The following is a 16,272-nucleotide window of genomic DNA, read 5'->3' as shown; positions in this document are numbered from 1 at the left end:
CCGCGCGGCCGGCGGACCGGCTGCGGGTACCATTGGGGTCGGATGACCGAGCCACGCCGACCGCCGTCCCGCGCCGAGCGCGAGGCGCAGCGCGCCCTCCTGCAGGAGGCGCTCGCGCGGCTGGCCGACGAGGACGACCCGGAGGGGGCCGCCGCGGAGGTCGTGCGCGCGCTCGACGCCTACATGGAGTCGGCCGGTGGCGGCACGGCCCTGGCGCCCCGCGAGCCCCCGGTGACCGACTTCGCCCGGCGGGAGGCGAGCGAGGTGCGCTGGGTCACCTGGGTGGTGGTCGGCGGCGCGGTGCTCGGCACGGCGATCGTGGGCGTGGCGCTGTCGGGCGGATGGCCGGCGGCGCTCGCGATCCTCGCGATCTGGGTGCTCGCGCTGATCGCCCTCACGACCGCCTGACCGGCCCTCGGGGGAGATCGTCCGGAGATAGATCCGACCTTCGGCCGGGTCGGGGGGTCCTACTCCCCGACATGATCGACTGGTTCCCCCCGACCTCGTCGCCCGACCCCGCCAAGGGCCTCGCCCGCTGGCAGGGGGCGATGCACCTCCGCCGCGTCGCGCGGTCGATGGACGCCCGCGACGCCGCCGGCGCCGGCCACTCGGAGCGCGTGGCCGAACTGGCCGCCGACATCGCCGCCGCGCTGGGATGGACGCCCCAGAGCGTCGACGACATCCGGGAGGCGGGTCATGTCCACGACGTCGGCAAGGTGTCGGTGCCCGAGGCCGTGCTGCTCACGCCCGGCCGGCTGACGCCCGCCGAGTACGACATCGTGAAGGTCCACGCCGCCGTCGGTGCCCAGATGGCGGCCGCGGTGCTCGGACGGCACCAGGTCTCGTGGATCCGGCACCACCACGAGCGGTGGGACGGTCGGGGCTACCCCGACCGTCTCGCCGACGAGGAGATCCCGCAGGGGGCGCAGGTCCTCGCCGTGGCCGACGCCTGGGACGCGATGCGCCACCGCGCGTTCAACGGCCGCCCGCTCGACGAGGCGGAGGCCCTCGACGAGTGCCGCCGAGAGGCGGGCCACCAGTTCGCGCCGGCCGTGGTCGCGGCCCTGGAGCAGGCGCTGGAGCGCCGCGCCGCCGAGCCCCGCATCCCGTCGCCCCGGCACGCGCCGCACGTTGCGATGACCGCGGCCGTCTGAGCCTCCGACCCGGCGCCGCCAGCCGTCCGTAGCCCCCCCGACGGGGGGTTTTCGCCGCTCTGCAACGCGCGGTGTGAGATTTCCTGAGGTTCGCGTCAGCGGGGCGGAGCGGGGGCGAGGTATACACGTCCCTCCCTCGTCCCTGGAGACCCCGCTGTCCGCACCCGCCCCCTCCGAGGAGCCACTCGCCGCGCACCGCGGCCGGCTCCGGCCGAGCGCGGCCCTGGGGGACGCGGCGCTCACCCGCCTCGCGGCCGCGGGCGACCCGGCGGCGATGGAGGCGCTCTGGGCGCGCCACGGCGGGGCGGTGCGCCGGTACTGCGCCGCCGTGGTGGGCGACCGGGAGGGCGGCGAGGGGGCGCCCGCCGACGCTGGTCGCGGCCGGGGCGGCCCTCGCGCGCGGCGCGCTGCCGGCCCCCCCGGCGCGCCTCTGGCTGCTCGGTGTGGCCCACGACCGCTGCGCCGACCTGCTGCGCGCCCGGCCGGCGACCGCCGGCGAGGCCGGCGGGACGTGGCGCTCACCCTGCGCCGGCGCGGCGCCGTGCGCTCCACGACGCCGCCGGCCTCTCGGCCCGCCGGGTGGCGGTGGCGCTCGGCACCACGCGCGAGGAGGCCCGCGCGCTGATCGAGGCGGGCGCCCCCGCCGCCCGGTGCGCCGCCGTGGCGCGGTCGCCCGGCTGGCGGGGCCCGGCCGCCTCACCGTCGGGTCGGTCGGCGGCATCCTCACGGCCACGGCCGTGGCCGCGGGCGCCGTGGCGACGGTCGTGGTGTCGGTCAACGGCGTGGGCCCGTTCGCGCTCGCGCCCGAGCGGGTCGCCGCCCAGGCCGCCGCGCCACAGTTCATCCTCGCGATCGGCGGCGGCGCGGACCCCGCCGCCCAGGCGCCGGCCGTCGCGCGCACCGGCCCCCGGCCCGGTCGAGCTGCTGATCGGCGTCGCCCCCGGCCCGCCGCCGGCGTCCCCCCGGGCCGCCGCGCCGCCGCCGCCGAGCCTCGCCGGTCCCGACCCGCCGCCCGGCGGCGCCGGCACCGTGCCCGTCGTGGTGGTCGACGACCCGGCGGCGCCCGAGGAGGGCGACGCGACCGCGCCGCCGCCGCCGCCGTGCCGGTCGTTCCCGCGCCGCGGCGCGACCCCCGGCGCCGGTGGCGGCGCCGCGGCCACGGGCCCCACCGACGCCCTCGCCGTCCCGCGGAGTCGCCGCCGCCGCGCCGGCCCGGCCCGCCGCCCCGACCCGCCCGACCCCGAGCCCGAGCCCCGCGCCCGAACCGGAGCCCCAGCGGAGCCGCCCGCCCCCGGGCCGGAGCCGGAGCCGCCGCGCCGAGCCGAGCAGCCGCCGTCCCAGCCGGGGCCTGAGCAGCCGCCGCCCGACGCCGCGCCCGCGGAGCCCCCGGTCGAAGAGCCGCCCGCCGAGAGCCGCCGGCCGAGGAGCCCCCGCCGAGGAGCCGCCGGCCGAGGAGCCGCCCGCCGAGGAGCCGCCCGCCGGGAGCCGCCCCGCCGGCGACGCGCCGCTGACGGCGTTCGCCCTGCTCGCGCCGCCGCCCCCCGCGCTCGCGCCCGACGCGGCCGGCGAGCCTGGCCGAGCCGCCGGGCGGCCACCGCAGGCCGAAGCCCCGCGGCCCAAGCCCGCGCCCGAGCCGCCCGCGCCCGAGGCGCCGGAGCCGAGCCGCCCGCGCCCGAGCCGCCGACGCCCGACCCCGCGCCGGTGCCGCCGACGCCGGACCCCGAGCCGGAGCCGCTCCCGCCGCCGGCCGACGGCGAGCCCACGCCCGCCCCCGCGCCGCCCGGCGAGGAGGTCCCGGCCGACCCCGCGCCGGCCGCCGCCGTGGCGGCCGAGCCGGCGCCGGAAGGCCCGCCGGCCCCCTAGATCTCCACCTGGTCGATCACCTGGTGCCGGCCCTGGCCGGTCCCGATGAGGGTGATCGGCACCTCCACCGCGGCGGCGATGGCGTCGACGTACTCGCGCGCCCGCGGCGGGAGCTCCTCCAGCGACCGCACGCCGGAGAGGTCCTCGTCCCAGCCGGGGAGTTCCTCGTACTCGGCCGTGCAGCCGTGGAACACCGTCTGGTGATACGGGAAGTCGGTGAGCCGGTTGCCGTCGCGGTCGCGGTAGGCGACGCACAGCTTGACGCGCTCCATGCCCGACATCACGTCGAGCTTGGTCAGCGCGAGCTGGGTCATGCCCGACAGGCGCGCCGCGTAGCGCAGGGCCACGAGGTCCAGCCAGCCGCACCGGCGCTGGCGGCCGGTGGTGGTGCCGAACTCGTTGCCGCGCTCCAGCAGGTGGCGGCCCTCGGCGTTGTCGAGCTCGGTGGGGAAGGGTCCCTCGCCGACGCGGGTGACGTACGCCTTCGTGACGCCGAGCACGCGCTCGATGCGCGTGGGGCCGATGCCGATGCCCGTGCAGGCGGCGCCGGCGATCGGGTTGGACGAGGTCACGAACGGATACGTGCCGTGGTCGATGTCGAGCATCGTCCCCTGGGCGCCCTCGAACAGCACGCGCTTGCCGGCCCGCAGGGCCTCGTCCACGATCAGCGCCGTGTCGGCGATGAACGGCCGCAGCCGCTCCGCGTAGGCGAGCAGGTCCTCGGCGATGCCCTCGGGCTCGAGGCGCGGCATGCCGTAGAGCTTCTCGAGGATCTCGTTCTTCGCCTCGAGCGCGATCTCCAGCTTGCGCACCAGGATCTTCGGGTCGAGCAGGTCCTGGGCGCGGATGCCGACGCGCGCCGCCTTGTCCTGGTAGCAGGGCCCGATGCCGCGGCGGGTGGTCCCGATCGAGAACTTGCCGAGGCGCATCTCGGACGCCCCGTCGAGCATGACGTGGTACGGCATGATCAGGTGCGCGTTGCCGCTGATCCGCAGCGTGTCCAGCGAGATGCCGCGCTCCTCGAGGCCGTCGATCTCCGCGCACAGGGCACCCGGGTCGACCACCGTGCCGTTGCCGATCACGCAGACGGTGCCCGGGTAGAGGATCCCCGAGGGGACGAGGTGCAGCTTGTACACCTCCTCGCCGGCCACGATCGTGTGGCCGGCGTTGTTGCCGCCCTGGTAGCGGGCGACGAGGTCGCTGCGCTCGGCGAGCAGGTCGACGACCTTGCCCTTGCCCTCGTCGCCCCACTGGGCGCCGATCACGACGGTGGCCGGCATTCAGTGGTCCCTGTCGAGGTTGTCGAACTTCGCGTACGAGCCGCGGAAGGTGAGCTTCACGCGGTCGGTCGGCCCGTGGCGGTTCTTGGCGACGAGGACCTCCGCCAGGCCCTTGTCCTCCGAGTTCTCGGGGTTGTAGTAGTCGTCGCGGTAGATCATCAGCACCAGGTCGGCGTCCTGCTCGATCGCGCCCGACTCGCGCAGGTCCGACAGCATCGGCCGCTTGTCGTTGCGCGCGTCGGGGGAGCGGTTGAGCTGCGAGACGCAGATGATCGGCACGTCCAGGTCGCGCGCCAGCATCTTGAGGCTGCGCGAGATCGTGGAGATCTCCTGGACGCGGTTCTCGTCCTTGCGGCCGCGGTTGCCCTCCATCAGCTGGATGTAGTCCACGACCAGCAGGTCGAGGCCGTCCCGGCTCTTCAGGCGCCGCAGCTTCGTGCGCATCTCGCCGACGGTCACGCCCTCGGAGTCGTCGATGTAGAGGCGGGCGGCCGACAGGCGGTCGGCGGCGCGGCCGATGCGCGACCAGTCCTCGGGGGCGAGCTTGCCGGCGCGGATCCGCCCGGCGTCGACCACGGCGGTGGACGCGAGCAGGCGCTGGATCAGCTCGTCGCCGCTCATCTCGAGGCTGAACACCGCCACCGCCAGGTTCTCGTTGAGGGCGGCGTGCTCGGCGATGCCCAGGGCGAGGGCGGTCTTGCCCATGCTCGGCCGGGCGGCGACCACGACCATGTTGCCCGGGTGCAGGCCGCCGATGACCCGGTCGAGGTCGATGAACCCGGTGGGCACGCCGGTGACGTGGCCGCCGGCCTCCTCGGCCGCGGTCAGGCGCTCGATGCCCTTGATGACCAGCTCGTGCGCCCTCGTGAAGTCGCCGCGCACGCCCTTCTGCGAGAGGTCGTAGACCAGCGTCTCGGCGTCCTGGAGCATCCGCGCGGTCTCGCCCTCGCGCTGAGCGATCATCCGCTCGATCTCCTTGCCCACCCGCAGCAGCCGGCGCTGCGTGGCGGCGTCGCGCACCATCTCCGCGTACGTGCGGTAGCTGGCCGCGATGAACGGCGTCTCCATCAGGTCGAGCACGGCCACGCGGCCGCCCGCCACCTCGAGCTCGCCGTTCTTCGTGAGCTGCTCGAGCACGGTGATGGGCTCGACCGGCTCGCCGATCTGGAACAGGTCGTTGATCGCCCGGAACACCGCGCGGTGGCCCTCGCGGTAGAAGTCGTCCGCGTCGACGATGCTCTGGGCCTCGGCGACGTAGGCGTCGACCTCCATGAGGCTGGCCAGCAGCATGGCCTCGGCCTCCGCGTTCTGCGGCGGGGAGACGGTCTCGGACATGACGGGGGTGCTCGGCCCCGCGGGGCGGGCCGTGCTCAGTCGATCAGCGGGCTGACGATGGTCTTGACCTCGGTCGCCAGACCGGGGCCGAGGTCGACGGGCACCTGGTAGGTGCCGAGCGCCCGGATCGGGGGCTCCACCGTGATGTGCCGCCGGTCGACGTCCACGCCGCGGGCCTCCTTGATGGCCTGCGCGACGTCGGCGGACGTGATCGAGCCGAACAGGCGGCCGTCGTCGCCGGCCTTGGCCTTGAGCGTGAGGATGGTGCGCCCGAGCAGGTCGGCGAGCTCCTTCGACTGCTCGACGGCCTTCAGCTCGGCCTGCCGGCGCTGCTCCTCGCGGCGGCGCACCTCGGCGATGCGCGCCGGGGTCGCCTCCTCGGCCAGGCCGCGCGGGAGGAGGTAGTTGCGCATGTAGCCGCGCGCGACGCTCACCACGGCCCCGGCCTCGCCGAGCCCCTCCACCTCACTGAGAAGGATCGCCTGCATGTCTCTCGCCTGCCTCTGTCGCTCTAGAAGGGGATGTCGTCGTCGTCGGCGCGCGGCGCCGGCTGCATGTCGCTGCGGTCCACCGGGAGGTCGCCGCCGCCGCCCTGCGCCGGGGCCGGGCTCCAGCCCGCCCCCCCGCCGGCGTAGTCGCCGCCGCCCCCGCCGCCCCCGCCGCCCTCGCCGCGGCTGTCGAGGAAGAAGACGTCGTTGGCGATGACCTCGACCGACTGGCGCTTCGAGCCGTCCTGGGCCTGCCACTCGCGCCAGGACAGGCGCCCGTCGACGCCGATGCGCCGGCCCTTGGCGAGGTAGGTTGAGGCCGTCTCGGCCTGGCGGCCGAAGACGGTCACGTCGAAGTAGTTGCTGCGGTCGCCCCAGTTGCCCGTCTCGTCGCGGGCGCGGCTGGAGACCGCCAGGCGGATCGAGCAGATCGGGTCGCCGCCCGCGGTGTGGCGCAGCTCGGGGTCGCGGGTCAGGCGCCCCACCAGGGTGACGCGGTTGAGGTCGGCCGGCACTAGCGGGGGCCGCGCCTGCCGCGCCCGCCCGGACGGCCGCGCTGCGGGCGGCCCTCGCCCTCGGGGTGCGCGTCCACCGGCGCCGGGGCGCCGGTGGCGCGGGCGCGCTCGGCGTCGCGGCTGCCGAGCCGGATGAACAGGGCGCGCGTCACGACGTTCTTGTTGATCGAGAGCACGCGCTCGATCTCCGGCAGGGAGGTCGGCTCGCCCTCGCACGTGATGACCACGTAGCGGCCGTCGCCGCGCTTCTCCATGGGGAAGGAGAGCTTCTTGCGGCCCCAGTCGTTGACGTGGTCGACCCGGCCGCCACCGTCCAGGATGAGCTGCTGGACCCGCTCGAGGATCTCCTGCTGCTGCTCCTCATCCGCGTCGGGGTTGAGGATGATCATGATCTCGTAGGGAGCGATCCCGGACCTCCGGAGGTTGTGGCAGGCAGGAGCACCGGAGCGCCGGGCCCCGGCAGGCGCGGGAGTATAGCAACGGTAGGATCGTCCTCCGGACCCCGACCGAGGTGATCGCGATGCGCAGATGGAGCATGTGGGCCGCGTCGGCCCTGGGCGCGGTGGGCGCGGGCGCCGGCCTCGCGGTGGCGCGCCGCCGGAAGGCCCCGGCCCCGCCGCCGCCGACCCTCCCCGCGCAGGTCGTGCCGGCCCCGCCGGAGCCCGACGCCCCGCAGGACCCGCAGGCCGCCCTCGACGCCGCCCGCGCCCGCCTGCGCGCCCGGGCCGACGAGCTGCGCCGGCAGATCGAGTCGGCCGGCGGCGGCGACGGCGACGGCGCCCCCGCCGGCGGCGACGGGGGCGCGGCGGGCGCGTGAGCCTCGCCGCCGTCGGGGCGGCCGTCGCCGTCGCGCTGGCGGCGCCCGGCGGCGACGAGGGCGGCACGGTGCGCTTCGCCGTGAAGGGCGACTGGGGCGACGCCACGCCGGCCCAGGCGGCGGTCACGCGGCGCATGTGCGCCGAGGCGCGGCGGGCGCCGTTCGCCTTCGTGCTGACGACGGGCGACAACTTCTCGCGGCCCGACGGCGTCGCCACCCCTGACAACTGGGACCGGCCCGAGGCCTGCCTCATCCGCATGGGCGTGCGCTGGCGGGCGACGTGGGGCAACCACGACCTCGCCGGCACGGCCACCGCCGACGTGCTGGGCGCCGCCCGTCGCTGGTACACCTTCGCCGCGGGCCCGGCGCGGATCGTCGTGCTCGACGGCAACCGGCCCGACGACCCCGCCCAGGCCCGCTTCCTGCGCCGGGCCCTCGAGCGGGCGCGCGAGCCGCTGCGCATCGTCGCCGTGCACCAGCCGGTGCGCACGAGCGGCATCCACGGCGCGTCGGCCGCGGCGCAGCGGCGCTGGGAGCCGCTGCTGCGCGCGGGCGGCGTCGCGCTCGTGCTGCAGGGCCACAACCACATGTACGAGCGGATCGAGGCCGACGGCGTCACCTACGTCACCACGGCGGGCGGCGGCGCGCAGCTCTACCCGTGCGTGTGGCCGGTCGCCGGGCTGCGCGCCTGCGCGCTGGAGCACCACTTCCTCGTGATCACGGCCACGGCGCGCCGCGCGGTCGTGCGGGCGATCACGCCCCGCGGCCGCGCCATCGAGACGGTGACGGTGCCGGCCCGGGCGTAGCCGGGGCCGCGGCTCAGGCGCTCGGGCGCACCCCGCGGCCGGCCACCGCGGCGGCCCAGGCCGTGGCGACGCGCACGGTCAGCTGGCCCATCGCCGCGACCACCTCGCGGCGCTCGTCGTCGTCGAGGGGCGACGACGGCGCCGCCAGCGCCCGGTCGACCGCGCGCTCGAGGGCCAGGCTGCCGCCGAGCGTCACCTCGGCCGACGAGCCGGCCAGGCCGTGGCCGCGCCCGTAGGTCTCGGCCCGCTCGAGCGCCTCGTCCAGGCTGCCCACCTGGAAGGCGTCGGCGAGGGCGTCGACCCACGCCCGCACGACCGCCCGCCGCTCGACCGGCGGCAGCCGGCGGTAGGCCGCCTCGGCGGGGCCCTCCACGAGCGTCTCGACCGCGTCCGACACGAGGTCGGCGCGCTGGCGGAGGGCGTCGGCGAGCGCCGGCGACGAGTCGAGGTGCACGGGGCCGTGGCGCACCGGCCGCCCCGGCCGCGCGGGCTGGCGCGCGAGCCACTGGCGCAGCGCCTCGGGGTCGAACCGGCGGTGCCCGCCGGCCGTGCGCACGTGCGGCACCCGCCCCTCGCTGGCCCAGAGGCGCAGCGTGCTGGGGCTGACCCCGAGCGCGCGGGCCGCCGCCGAGACCGAGAGCCACGGGCCCTCGGATCGCTTCGGCCGCGCCCCCGCCCGCTTCACGGCCGCCCCCCGACCGCGCTCACTCGAGCGCCGACCGCAGCCGGCATCTGACCCCGTCGGCGTAGCCCGCCGCGACGCGCACCGCCATCCGGTCGAGCGCCCGCTCGAGCGCGCGCTGGTCGTCGGCGCGCCCGTTCAGCAGGGGGCCCAGCACCCGGTCGACGGCGCGGCGCAGCGCCAGGGCCTCCGTCACGGGCACGTCCCCCGGCTGCCCGGAGGCCCCGTGCCGAAAGCCCTCCCACTCGGCGTCGCGGTAGCAGGAGCCGAGGTCGCCGCTCTCGAGGGCCTCGATCAGCGAGTCGAGCGCACCCACGACGCGGGCGTGGCGGGCGGCCGACGCGCGGGCCGCGGACGGGCGCACCCGCCGCAGCTCCTCGTCGAAGGCGGCCAGCACATCGGGCGCGGCGTCGGCGAGCACGTCCGCGGTCGCGGGCATCGCCTCGAGCCGCGTCGGCACGAGCTCCTGCAGGCGGCTCTGCGGCGCGGGCGGCGAGCCGCCGCGCTCCTCGAGCCAGCGCACCAGCTCGTCGAGCTCGAAGCGCCGGTGGCCTCCCGGGGTGCGCACGTGCGGCACCCGGCCGGCCGCCGCCCACGCCCGCAGCGAGGACGGGCTGACCCCCAGCAGGCGCGCGGCCGCCGACACCGACAGCAGGCGCGGCGGGCCGATGTGCGGCGGGCGCGGACGCGCCTCGGCGCCGGCCTCCTCGGTCGCCCCCTGCTGGAGGTCGCGGCCGAACGTCACCGCGGCGCGCCACCCTCACGCAGCCGGCGACGGCCCGCCGGGTCGCGATCGTGGGCCGCCCGGCGGCTGTCCGTGCCTGGCATGGCGCGATTCTGTGCGCGGTTCCTCCCGCCCGCAACCCGCACAATCGCGTATCGGGGGCGGGAAACTGACCAAAGCTGCAGCGGGGCCTCCAGGATCCAACAAAAAACTCACACTGTGCCGCCGCCACCCCCCTGGGGAGGGGCGTCGACGGCGCGCCGCTCGGCCTCGGCGGCCGCCCGTTCGGCGCGCACTCGCTTGCGCTCTTTCACCGTAACGAAAGCAGCCACGATCCCGGTGACCGCGAAGGCCACGACGAACGCGACCCACAGCTGGTCGGCGAACGCCTTGCCCGCGAAGTAGCCGAGCAGCGCCGCCTGCGCCGACCAGAGGGTGGCGCCCAGGGCGTCGAAGAGCAGGAAGCGGCCGTAGCCCATCTGGCCGGCGCCGCACGAGAGGTTGATGGCGATGCGGATGCCGGGCAGGAACCGCCCCGTGAACACCAGCGCCGGCCCCTGGCGGCGCACCATCCGCTCCGCCGCGGCGAGCCGCTCGGCCCCCGCGATGCGGGTCACCGTCCGCTTGATGGGCCCCCCGCCGCCGCGGCCGATCCAGTAGGCGGTCGAGTCGCCGGCGATCGCCCCGGCGGCGCCGGCCAGGATCACGAGCCCCAGGCTGAGCGAGCCCTCCGCCGCCAGCACGGCCGCGGCGACGATCGCCGTCTCGCCCGGCAGCGCGGGGAAGACCCCGTCCCCGGCCACGACGAGCAGGACCGCCCAGTACCCGTACGTCGCCGCGTCGTCCGCGATCCGCGTGAAGGTCTCGACGATGGACGCCGCCGCGGCGATGGCCGCGAGCGTCACGTCGCCGCCGGGCGGGTTGGGCGGGAGCCCGACACGTGGCGATGATGCCACGGAGGGGCGCCGAGGCGAGGCACGCCCCGGGCGCGCGGCGGCGAGCGATGGGGCTCCGCCGAGCTGAGGAACGCCGGCCGGCGCGCGGCGGCGAGCTATGGGCGTTCCGCCGGGACCTTCCGGCTTCGCAGAGAGGTCCCGGCTGCGGCGGACCGGGGAACGCCCCGGGCGCGCGGCGGCGAGCCATGGGGCTCCGCCCAGGCCGCCCGGCTTCGCCGGTCGGCCCGGGCTGCGTCGAAGCGGGGTACGCCCCGGGCGCGCCGGCCGAATCGGCTCCGGCCTGGCGGCCGGGGCGCGCCGATTCGGCAGATTGCCCCTCACCGCGCGGCTCCGTCGGCGCTGACGCGCCGCCGGGGCGCGCCGCGCGGCGAACGGATCGCACTCCGGATCCGTCCTGGGCGGGGTGATCGCGATCCGTCCCGGACGACGTGGCCGTGATCCGGGGTAATCGAGACACGACCGCCGAAGGCGGGAGCGTGCAGTAACCGGCCACGACGGCGCGGGGCACACCCCACGCGCACCACGGACGGATCCGGTGGTGCACGTTCCGGCGCCCGCCCCGCCGAAGGCGGTGCGCCGGTCCGCAAATCGCCCCGGCCAGGGGCGATTTGCCGCGTGGCCGGCCCCGCAAGTGGGCCGGCCCCCGCGCTCGGGGCATGGCGGTCGACAACGTGCCCAGCGCGAGCCGGCCCGCCAGGGCCGGGTCCCGCCCGCGCAATGGATCGGCCCCAGCCGACACCGTCCTTGGACGACGTCGTCAACGCAGGGCCGGGTCCCGTCCCGCGCTCAGGATCGTCCCCAGCCGACCCGGTCCGTCGACGACCTCGTCAACGGACGGGCCGGGTCCCGCCCCGCGCCACGGATCGGCCCCCGCCGACCCGGTCCGTCGACGACCTCGCCGAGGACGGACCGCGACCACCCCCCCCAACCGCCCGGACCACCTCACCCCCGGACCGCCCCGCACCACGACCTGACAGCGGCAGCCGACGAGCCCCGGGGGCGTGGCCGGGGGTCCGGGGCCTTCCTTATCCTCCGACGCATGGGGCGCATCGCCGACGCCGTGCTCTCGCTCCTCGCCGCCGGGCCGCTCGGGGCGGACCGCCTGGGGGCCGAGCTGACGCGCGCCGGCGTCACCCGGGCGCGCGATCCGGCCGGCGCCGTGCGGCGCGCGGTCCGCGACGACCGGCGCGTCATCGAGCTGCCCGACGGCCGGCTGGCGAGCGTCGCCCAGGCGCTCGACGGGCTGGCGCTCACGGCCGAGGTCTCCCCGGCCGACGCGGCGGCGGGCGCCGCGTGCCTCGAGCGCGACCTGGCTCCGCTCGAGGTGGCCGGCGTCGCCGGGCCGCTGCCGCTGCCGCGCGACGCGCGGGCGGGCGACACGGTGGTGGTGCGGGTCACCGACGCGACGACGGGGGCGGTGACGGTGGAGCTGGCCCGCGGGCCGGCGCCCGCCGCGCGGCCCGGCGACGAGCGCGAGCTGGTCGCGGCGGTCGCGGCGCGCCTGGCCGGCGAGGGCACGCGGCGCCCCCACCTGGCGCCGCCGGTCACGCACCTCGGCGCGGTGGTCGCGGGCGTGGCGGCGGGCCGGCCCGGCGCCCTGCGCGAGGCCGGCCGGCCGCTGACCCGCGTGCTCGCCGACGCGGGCTACGAGGTGCACCTCGGCTGGGTGGGGCCGCGCGGCACGCCGTGGGCGAGCCTCACCGACGAGGAGGCGGCCGTGCTGGAGCAGGAGGTGGACGAGCTGATGGCCGACGAGCGCCCCGACGAGGCGGCGGAGGTCCAGGCCCGCCTGCTGGGGCTGCTGGCCCGCCACGCCCCCGAGCGGGCGCCCGCGGCGCGCCGGGCGCTGGCGCGGATGCTGGCGCGGGCGGGCCGCCCCGACGAGGCGCTCGGGCACCTGCGCGCGTCGTTCGGCGAGGGCGACCCCGAGAACTGGTACGAGGCCGCGCTGATCGCCCTCCGCAGCGGCGACGAGGTCAGCGCGCGGCGCTGGGCCGAGTCGGGCCTGGCCCACGCCGCCCCGGCCGCCGAGGTGGCCGAGTGCCTGGCCGACATCGCCGGCGACCTCGACGCGCAGGCGGCGTTCATGCGCGGCCGGGCGGCCGTCGTGGGCGGCGAGGCCGCGCGCGACCGGGAGGCCGCGTCGCGGCTCGCCCGCGCGATCGTCGCCCCGGGCCGCTCCTACCTGGTCGAGGCGATGGCCGAGGAGGTCGCGGCCGCAGTGGGCCCCGACGGCGCCCCGGCCCTGCTGACGGCGCTCGCCGCGACGGGCGAGGACGGCCGGGAGGCCTGCCTCGCCCTCTCGGTGGTGCTGCCGCACGGCCTGGGGCGCGCCGCGCGCGACGCCGCCGGGCGGCTCGCGCGCCCGCGGCCGGCGGTGGCGGGCCTGCTCGGCGCGCACCCCGCGGCCGCCTGGGCGACGTCGCCGATCGACGCGCCCGACCAGCAGCAGTTGGTGATCACGGTCGCCAAGGAGGAGGGGCGGGTCTCGCCGCTCGTGGTGCTGGTCGACCTCGACGGCCTCGGCGGCGCGGTGAAGGATGCGTTCTTCCTGCCGGACGTGGCCGGGCCGCGGCTGCGCCGTGAGCTGTTCGCGACGATGGACGCGGTGGGCCTGCCGCCGGGCCCGGTCGACCTCGACGAGGCGATCGCGCTCGTGCAGGTGGCGCTGCTGCGCACCGCCGACATCGGCTGGACCATCCCCTCCCTGCGCCACCAGCCGGTGCTGGACCGCATCGAGCGCTGGCTGCTGCGCCCCCAGCGGGGCGACCCGGGCCGCCGGCCCGTGCCCGGCTCCTGACGGGGCGTCAGGCCGCCCGGCGCTCCGCCTCGGCCGCGATCGCGGGGGCCGCGATCGCGGGGGCCGCGGGGACCTGCCCGGCGGCCCCCGGGCCCGCGGCCGGCGCCGTGCGGGCCCCGCCGGCCGGCGCCTGCTCGGCGCGCGGCCGGGTGAGCCGGCCCGTCAGCCCGCCGAGCAGCGGCGCCGCCGCGACGGCGGCGACCACGGCGCCGGGGATCGAGCCCGCGCTCAGCGCGAGGGCCGCCATCGCCAGCAGCCCCAGGCCGCCGACCGCCCGCAGGGTGCCGAGCGCCGCGGGCGACGCGCGGCCGGGACGCCCGACGTCCCACGCCGCGAGCCCCACCAGCGCCGACAGCACCAGCCCCGCCATCCACCAGTCCACCGACCGCCTCCAAGCTCGGTGGAGCCCTCTTCGTGGCGGCCCGCCCGGTTCCCTGCACGGGGGCGGGATCGGCGGCCGCACGGCGGCCGCGGCCTGTGCGATAATGCACCGTATGGCCGATGAAATCCCCGCTCAGCTCCTCGAGGCCTTCAAGGTCCTCGATCCCGATGTGGCCCAGCGGCTGACCGACGCGCTCAGCCCGGTGGCCGGCGAGCTCGGCCCCCGCGAGGAGGCCGTGCTGCAGCGACTGGTGACGGGTCTCGCCGAGGGCGCTCCCGCAGCGGAGCTCAACGCCTTCGTGCGCCTCCTGCCGGTGACGGTGAGCCGGGCGGTGCAGCCGGCGATCGAGCCGGTCACCACCGCCTAGCGCACGCGGTCCAGACGGATGGATCCGGCCGCGGCGAGCCGCGGCCGGCCCGCCTGCGCGCGCGCCCGGCCGGACGTGCGATAGCGTTCGCCGCCGTGGTGCTCCGAGGCCGACACGCCGTCGCCGTGACCGTCGCCGCGGGCGCGCTGCTCGCGGCCTGCGGGTCGGGGGACGACGGCGGCACCGCGGCCGCCACCAGCGCGCCGCGGACCGCCGGGACGGCGTCCGCGCCGGCGGCGGGCGCCCCGGCGCGCCAGGACCAGGCCGGGCGCGTGCGCCTCACCCGCGTCGCCGGGGGGCTGGGCGACGCCCTCTACGTCACCGGGGCGCCGGGGGCGGCCAACCGGCTCTTCGTGGTGCAGCAGAGCGGCCGGATCCGCATCCTGGAGCGCGGCCGCCTGGCGGCCCGGCCCTTCCTCGACGTGTCCGGGCGCGTCTCCTCCGGCGGCGAGCGCGGGCTGCTGGGCCTGGCGTTCCACCCCGGCTACGCCCGCACCGGCCGCTTCTTCGTCAACTACACCGACCGCGCCGGCACGACCCGGGTGGTCGAGTTCCGGCGCGCCGGCGCGCGGCGGGCCGACCCGCGGAGCGCCCGCGTGCTGCTGAGCATCCGCCAGCCCTACGCCAACCACAACGGCGGCCACCTGGCCTTCGGGCCGGACGGGATGCTCTACATCGCCACCGGCGACGGCGGCTCGGGCGGCGACCCGCACGGCAACGGCCAGCGCACCGACACGCTGCTGGGCAAGCTGCTGCGCATCGACGTGGACGGGCGCAGCCGCGGCCGGGGCTACCGCATCCCCGCGGGCAACCCCTTCGCGCGCGGCGGCGGGCGGCCCGAGATCTACAGCTACGGCCTGCGCAACCCCTGGCGCTTCTCGTTCGACCGCGCGCGCGGCGACCTCTGGATCGGCGACGTGGGCCAGAACGCCGTCGAGGAGATCGACTTCCGCCCGCGCGGCCGCGGCGCCGGCGCCAACTTCGGCTGGAACGCCTTCGAGGGCCGCTCCCCGTACCCGGGCGGCGGCCCGGTGCGGGGCTCGCGCCCGATCGCGCCGGTCGCCCAGTACAGCCACTCGTCGGGCTGCTCGGTGACCGGCGGCTACGTGGCGCGCGGGCCGCGCGCCGGCGGGCTGCGGGGGCGCTACGTCTACGCCGACTTCTGCAGCGGGCGCGTCTGGAGCATGCGGGCCGGCCCGCGCCCCGGCGCGGTGCGCGAGGAGACCGGCCGCCTGGGGGCGCGGCTCGGCAACGTGACCTCGTTCGGCGAGGGCCTGAACGGCGACCTGTACGTGATCGGCAACGGCGCGCTCCACCGGCTGGGCGCCTGATGGCGGAGGTGCGGCCCTCGACCGGGTGGGGCGTCGTCCACCTCATGCTGCGCGCCGACCGGGACGCGCCCGGCGCCGCGGACGCCCTCGCGGCGATCGAGCGCTTCACGGCCACGGACCCCCAGCAGGTGATCGCGTTCTCGGTGCTCGGGGCGAGCGCCGACCTGGGCCTGATGATCCTGGGCCCCGACCTCGACGCGATCGACCGCCTCGTGAAGGAGGTCCTGGCGGGGCCCTTCGAGGCCGAGTACTCGTACGTCTCGCTCACCGAGCTCAGCGAGTACACCTCCACCGCCGAGCAGGAGCGCGCCCGGCTGGAGGCCGCCGGCGCGCCCGACGTCGAGGCGAAGCTGGCCGAGTGGTCCGAGCGCATGGCGAAGTACAACGACGCCCGCCTGCACCCGCGCCTGCCGCGGCGGGCCGCGATCGGCTTCTACCCCATGTCGAAGCGCCGCGCGCCGGGCGAGAACTGGTACGCGCTGCCCTTCGAGGCGCGGCGCGAGCTGATGGCCGGCCACGCCCGGGTGGGGCGCACGTACGCCGGGCGGGTGCTGCAGCTCATCACGGGCTCCACCGGGCTCGACGACTGGGAGTGGGGCGTCACCCTGCTCGCCGACGACCCCGCGGCGCTCAAGGAGATCGTCTACGAGATGCGCTTCGACGAGGTGAGCGCCCGCTACGGCGAGTTCGGCCCGTTCTTCGTGGGCCTGGTCATGGACCCGGCGGCGGCCTTCGCCCGCGCCGGGGTGCTCGAGCCCGCCGGCTGAGCGGG

The 16,272-nt window shown here is 77.8% G+C and carries 18 protein-coding genes; 9 read left to right on the top strand and 9 right to left on the bottom strand.

Annotated elements, in window-relative coordinates; genetic code table 11:
- The first annotated feature begins 42 nt into the window (after positions 1–42).
- The 3 genes from ITJ85_RS15935 to ITJ85_RS15925 all read left to right on the top strand — a co-directional run bounded on the left by ITJ85_RS15935 (position 43) and on the right by ITJ85_RS15925 (position 3,017).
- The gene (locus ITJ85_RS15935) at positions 43–408 is read left to right on the top strand and encodes a hypothetical protein (protein WP_217914093.1); all 366 of its coding nucleotides are present in this window, start codon (positions 43–45) and stop codon (positions 406–408) included.
- A 71-nt stretch (positions 409–479) separates the two neighbouring features.
- Positions 480–1,154, top strand: a complete 675-nt coding sequence (locus ITJ85_RS15930; protein ID WP_217914092.1) for an HD-GYP domain-containing protein — start codon at positions 480–482, stop codon at positions 1,152–1,154.
- A 1,701-nt stretch (positions 1,155–2,855) separates the two neighbouring features.
- Positions 2,856–3,017 carry a hypothetical protein gene (locus tag ITJ85_RS15925; RefSeq protein WP_217914091.1) on the top strand — a complete coding sequence of 54 codons (162 nt, stop codon included), beginning with the start codon at positions 2,856–2,858 and terminating at the stop codon, positions 3,015–3,017.
- Here the strand turns inward: ITJ85_RS15925 and ITJ85_RS15920 are convergent.
- Genes ITJ85_RS15920 through rpsF form a run of 5 tightly spaced genes read right to left on the bottom strand, consistent with a single transcriptional unit; the run spans position 3,014 to position 7,024 of the window.
- Complete coding sequence (locus ITJ85_RS15920; protein WP_217914090.1) at positions 3,014–4,297, bottom strand: adenylosuccinate synthase; 1,284 nt, start codon at positions 4,295–4,297, stop codon at positions 3,014–3,016. The two genes, ITJ85_RS15925 and ITJ85_RS15920, sit on opposite strands and share 4 nt — an antisense overlap.
- Positions 4,298–5,632: a replicative DNA helicase gene (dnaB, locus tag ITJ85_RS15915; protein WP_217914089.1), complete on the bottom strand. Its 1,335-nt coding sequence runs from the start codon at positions 5,630–5,632 to the stop codon at positions 4,298–4,300.
- 35 nt (positions 5,633–5,667) lie between these two features.
- Positions 5,668–6,120 (bottom strand): 50S ribosomal protein L9, encoded by a 453-nt coding sequence (gene rplI / locus ITJ85_RS15910; RefSeq protein WP_217914088.1) that lies wholly within the window; start codon positions 6,118–6,120, stop codon positions 5,668–5,670.
- A 23-nt stretch (positions 6,121–6,143) separates the two neighbouring features.
- Complete coding sequence (locus ITJ85_RS15905; protein WP_217914087.1) at positions 6,144–6,635, bottom strand: single-stranded DNA-binding protein; 492 nt, start codon at positions 6,633–6,635, stop codon at positions 6,144–6,146.
- A complete protein-coding gene (rpsF, locus tag ITJ85_RS15900; protein ID WP_217914086.1) occupies positions 6,635–7,024 on the bottom strand; it encodes a 30S ribosomal protein S6 in 390 nt (129 codons plus the stop codon). The genes ITJ85_RS15905 and rpsF overlap by 1 nt, the downstream gene beginning before the upstream one ends.
- A gap of 131 nt (positions 7,025–7,155) precedes the next feature.
- Between rpsF and ITJ85_RS15895 the strand changes: the two genes are divergently transcribed.
- Complete coding sequence (locus tag ITJ85_RS15895) at positions 7,156–7,452, top strand: hypothetical protein (RefSeq protein WP_217914085.1); 297 nt, start codon at positions 7,156–7,158, stop codon at positions 7,450–7,452.
- Positions 7,449–8,258, top strand: coding sequence for a metallophosphoesterase family protein (locus ITJ85_RS15890; protein WP_217914084.1), 810 nt, complete (start codon positions 7,449–7,451; stop codon positions 8,256–8,258). Before ITJ85_RS15895 ends, ITJ85_RS15890 begins: the two co-directional genes overlap by 4 nt.
- 13 nt (positions 8,259–8,271) lie before the next feature.
- On the opposite strand, the gene ITJ85_RS15885 is transcribed toward ITJ85_RS15890, so the two are convergent.
- From ITJ85_RS15885 to ITJ85_RS15875, 3 genes are all read right to left on the bottom strand, one after another.
- Positions 8,272–8,943, bottom strand: coding sequence for a MerR family transcriptional regulator (locus ITJ85_RS15885; RefSeq protein WP_217914083.1), 672 nt, complete (start codon positions 8,941–8,943; stop codon positions 8,272–8,274).
- Positions 8,944–8,962: 19 nt separating this feature from the next.
- Positions 8,963–9,685 (bottom strand): MerR family transcriptional regulator, encoded by a 723-nt coding sequence (locus tag ITJ85_RS15880; protein WP_217914082.1) that lies wholly within the window; start codon positions 9,683–9,685, stop codon positions 8,963–8,965.
- Positions 9,686–9,876: 191 nt separating this feature from the next.
- Entirely contained in the window at positions 9,877–10,569 is a 693-nt protein-coding gene (locus tag ITJ85_RS15875; RefSeq protein ID WP_217914081.1) for a DedA family protein, read from the bottom strand.
- Between the two features lie 1,090 nt (positions 10,570–11,659).
- On the opposite strand from ITJ85_RS15875, the gene ITJ85_RS15870 reads away from it, so the two are divergent.
- Positions 11,660–13,420 carry a hypothetical protein gene (locus tag ITJ85_RS15870; protein ID WP_217914080.1) on the top strand — a complete coding sequence of 587 codons (1,761 nt, stop codon included), beginning with the start codon at positions 11,660–11,662 and terminating at the stop codon, positions 13,418–13,420.
- Positions 13,421–13,427: 7 nt separating this feature from the next.
- Here ITJ85_RS15870 and ITJ85_RS15865 read toward each other — a convergent pair whose 3' ends face one another.
- Positions 13,428–13,802 (bottom strand): hypothetical protein, encoded by a 375-nt coding sequence (locus ITJ85_RS15865; RefSeq protein ID WP_217914079.1) that lies wholly within the window; start codon positions 13,800–13,802, stop codon positions 13,428–13,430.
- Positions 13,803–13,914: 112 nt separating this feature from the next.
- On the opposite strand from ITJ85_RS15865, the gene ITJ85_RS15860 reads away from it, so the two are divergent.
- The 3 genes from ITJ85_RS15860 (at position 13,915) to ITJ85_RS15850 (ending at position 16,267) form a co-directional block, all read left to right on the top strand.
- A complete protein-coding gene (locus ITJ85_RS15860) occupies positions 13,915–14,169 on the top strand; it encodes a hypothetical protein (RefSeq protein ID WP_217914078.1) in 255 nt (84 codons plus the stop codon).
- 95 nt (positions 14,170–14,264) lie between these two features.
- Entirely contained in the window at positions 14,265–15,500 is a 1,236-nt protein-coding gene (locus ITJ85_RS15855) for a PQQ-dependent sugar dehydrogenase (RefSeq protein WP_217914077.1), read from the top strand.
- Complete coding sequence (locus tag ITJ85_RS15850; protein WP_217914076.1) at positions 15,500–16,267, top strand: chlorite dismutase family protein; 768 nt, start codon at positions 15,500–15,502, stop codon at positions 16,265–16,267. Before ITJ85_RS15855 ends, ITJ85_RS15850 begins: the two co-directional genes overlap by 1 nt.
- Positions 16,268–16,272: the final 5 nt, after the last annotated feature.

Origin of the sequence: Miltoncostaea marina, from assembly GCF_018141525.1 — a bacterium.
GTDB lineage: Bacteria > Actinomycetota > Thermoleophilia > Miltoncostaeales > Miltoncostaeaceae > Miltoncostaea > Miltoncostaea marina.
This window is presented reverse-complemented; position numbering and strand designations above follow the sequence as displayed.